Consider the following 3,133-nt stretch of genomic DNA (forward strand, 5'->3'; position numbering starts at 1 on the left):
ACTTTCTTCTCATACTTTTCACTCCCCCTCGTGAAAAATTATACTCTCTCTTTTTTCTCTGTCCAATCCTTCAGGGGTGCAGTATATACTCCTATTGAGTCATTTGTCTTGGTATATCTTATTTGTTTTGTTTTCCAATAATCTTTACCATCTTTTAACACTCTGTCTATTTTTTCTATACCAAATTTTTTCTTCCTGGAATTCTCCTATAATAAGTTTAGTAAAATTAGAAATTAATCTTTGAAAAGTAAATAATGTATGTAATATCAAGTACTTAAAGATAGTTAGTCTCTAAATTAATTGTTTATTTTTAAAACCTCTGGAAAAATAATTTCAAATGTTTCCTCAAGCTATGAGATTTCAGATATTTATGTTTCAAAGAAGTCTCTGTCTTATTACAAAATACTTTCTGAATCTCAATTAACATTTTTCTTAATTTCAAAAATCCTCTCTACGAACATCTATGACTTGCCCTGTCATATTTGATAATAAAGTTTTCAAAGAAATTTCCGCTACTTTTTTTGGTGATAAAAGTGTTGAAGGATTTTCATAACCAAAGTTTTCTCTTCTCATTTCCGTATTTGTTCTAGAAGGATTAATGGCATTAATTTTGCAATCATAAATTTTCCATTCTTCAGCTATAGATTGAACTAGATTAACTATTGCTGCTTTTGAAGAAGAATATACAGAATATAGTGACCTACCCCTTGTATACGAACTAGAAGTAAAAAGTAATAGCATTCCTTTTGATTTCTTTAAAAAATTCAAACTCTCTTTTATAATTGAAATACTACCAAAGTAATTCACCATAATTTCTGAAATTATAGAATCATAATCACGAACTTCAAGAGTTCCCATCTTTAAAATTGCTGCAGTATTAACAATATAATTGATTTTACCCTCAATATGGTATACTTTTTCTAATGCTTCCCTAACTTCATCAGGTTTGCTTATATCAACATTATTTTTACGAGAAAATCCATATACCCTTGCTCCAAAATTTTCAGCCATCTTTAATATTTCATAACCAATACCCCTACTTGCTCCAAAGACAACAATTATTTTATCTCTAAGCTTACCTATATCTCCAGACAAATCACTTTCATTTTTAGAACGAACCTGAAAAATCTTATCGGCAAAGTACATATCTTCAGGATATGTAATTTTGATGTTAAATCTTTCTCCTGAAACTATTCCAATTTTTCCTAAAGAATAAGCTAATACTAATTTGCAATCATCTGTAGCTTTTACAGGTTCTTGTTCAAACAATCTGTAAGCTTTTTTTAGCACTGAAATATGGAATCCCTGAGGAGTTTGGCCAAGCATTAATTCATCACGATCTGGAATTTCAACAATTTCATTATTATCATTTTTTCTAATTATGGTATCAGAGGATGAAATGGCTACATCAACGGCTTCATATGAAGATAATTTTTCTATTACTTGATCAATTATTTGATGGGAAACAAATGGTCGCACGGCATCATGAATAAGTACGAATCCATCTTTTTCAGGTATTGCAAATACACCTATTTTTGTGCTTTCCTGCCTTGTTTTTCCACCACGAAGTATTTTCGATACCTTTTTGTAATTTGATCTCTTCAATAGATCTTCAACTAAGTAAACATAGTTCGGATTAACTACTATATATATCTCGTCAATTAAAGGATGCTTTTCAAAAATATCTATTGTATGTTCGATAACCATTTTACCAGCTAACTTTAAAAATTGTTTAGGCAATGGTCCTCCAAATCTTTCTGCAGAACCACCAGCCAATATTATTCCATAAACTTTTTCTCCTGAATACATTATTATCCCTCCAAATTTTTTCAATTTTTCGCTAAACTTAAAATAAAATTTATCAATCTTTCCGTAGATTTGTCGTCGCTATACTTATGAAAAAATTTTTTTGATCTTTCAAGATCATATTCTTTGAAATCATGCTCTTTTAGATCTAAAATATCTGTCAAGCTTTTTATTTTTGGGCCTGGCATGTGAATTTTGTTATTTGGATCAATTACAAGGCCTCTTATTTCTTGATAATATTCAAGATCAGGCTGATAAAATACTATTGGTTTTTGAAGAAGAAGATAATCTACAAATATCGAGCTATAATCAGTTATTAAAATGTCAGAAGCAATCATTAATGGTCTTGGATCACGAAATTTATCTAACGAAACAACACGAATATTTTTAAACAACAAATTATTAACACTACAATAATAATGAGGTCGAAACAATAAGGTAATTCCTTTTTCATACGAGATTTTACTGTCAAGAATCTTTAATTCTTCTATGAATTTTTCCATAAGCTTTTCGTCATAGTCATTATTAAATACTTTCGATTCTCTATGCGTTGGAGCAAAAAGGATTATATTATCATTAAGGGGAATATTTAATTTTTTTTTAATTATCATCTTTATTTGGTTATTATTTTTATTTTTTACCAAAAAATCATTTCTAGGATGTCCTAAAGGTAAAAATTTTGGCAAAGGTAGATCATCAAGCAATTTGTGACGCAAAAAATAAGTAGAATCAAAATCACTATAACATATTATATAGTCAGTATATTTCCGAAGTATCCGATATCTAGAAAAGATTTTTTTATCAAAAACATACTTTATTCCAGGACTTTTTTTAGTTCCCCAGCCATGATTAATGTAAATATTTATTGCTGTTTTAAAGATTTTCTTTGTCAAGAAAAATCGAGTTGCTCCTTGAAGTATGTTTATCATATTACCGGAAAAATAGGAAGAAAGTAAATGTTTGGAGAGAATCATAGCTTTCTTTAATATACTTTTTTCAAAAATATCATAAAAAAAAACTTTTTCATCTAACCTTGAAAAATTGTTATATAAAATTTCATCATCAATAAATTTTGTTAAAAGTACACTCATATATTCCCCTCCGCAGGAAAAATTCTATAATTTAAAAATATTTTATCCACAACAAATAATTAAATCAATTTACCAATAAGCCCAAAAACCAAAAATGTCTCCAAAATATAGTCTATTAAATAAAGAACTTACAAATTCAACTAAAAAACATGAATAATACACCCTGGCCAATGTAAAAATTATTTTTCAATCAATCTAATCATTTTAGGATGAGCAGAAAGCGTGTCTATTAACAT

2 protein-coding genes are annotated in these 3,133 nt (G+C 28.3%); both read right to left on the minus strand.

Going from position 1 to position 3,133, the window contains the following annotated elements; all coding sequences use genetic code 11:
• Positions 1-438: 438 nt before the first annotated feature.
• Positions 439-1,809 (minus strand): 2-C-methyl-D-erythritol 4-phosphate cytidylyltransferase, encoded by a 1,371-nt coding sequence (gene ispD, locus EO083_RS09630; protein ID WP_126994235.1) that lies wholly within the window; start codon positions 1,807-1,809, stop codon positions 439-441.
• Between the two features lie 20 nt (positions 1,810-1,829).
• On the minus strand, positions 1,830-2,897 hold the full coding sequence (locus EO083_RS09635) for a CDP-glycerol glycerophosphotransferase family protein (RefSeq protein WP_126994237.1): 1,068 nt from the start codon (positions 2,895-2,897) through the stop codon (positions 1,830-1,832).
• Positions 2,898-3,133: the final 236 nt, after the last annotated feature.

It is taken from the genome of Thermosipho globiformans (genome assembly GCF_003990895.1).
GTDB classification, from domain to species: domain Bacteria; phylum Thermotogota; class Thermotogae; order Thermotogales; family Fervidobacteriaceae; genus Thermosipho; species Thermosipho japonicus.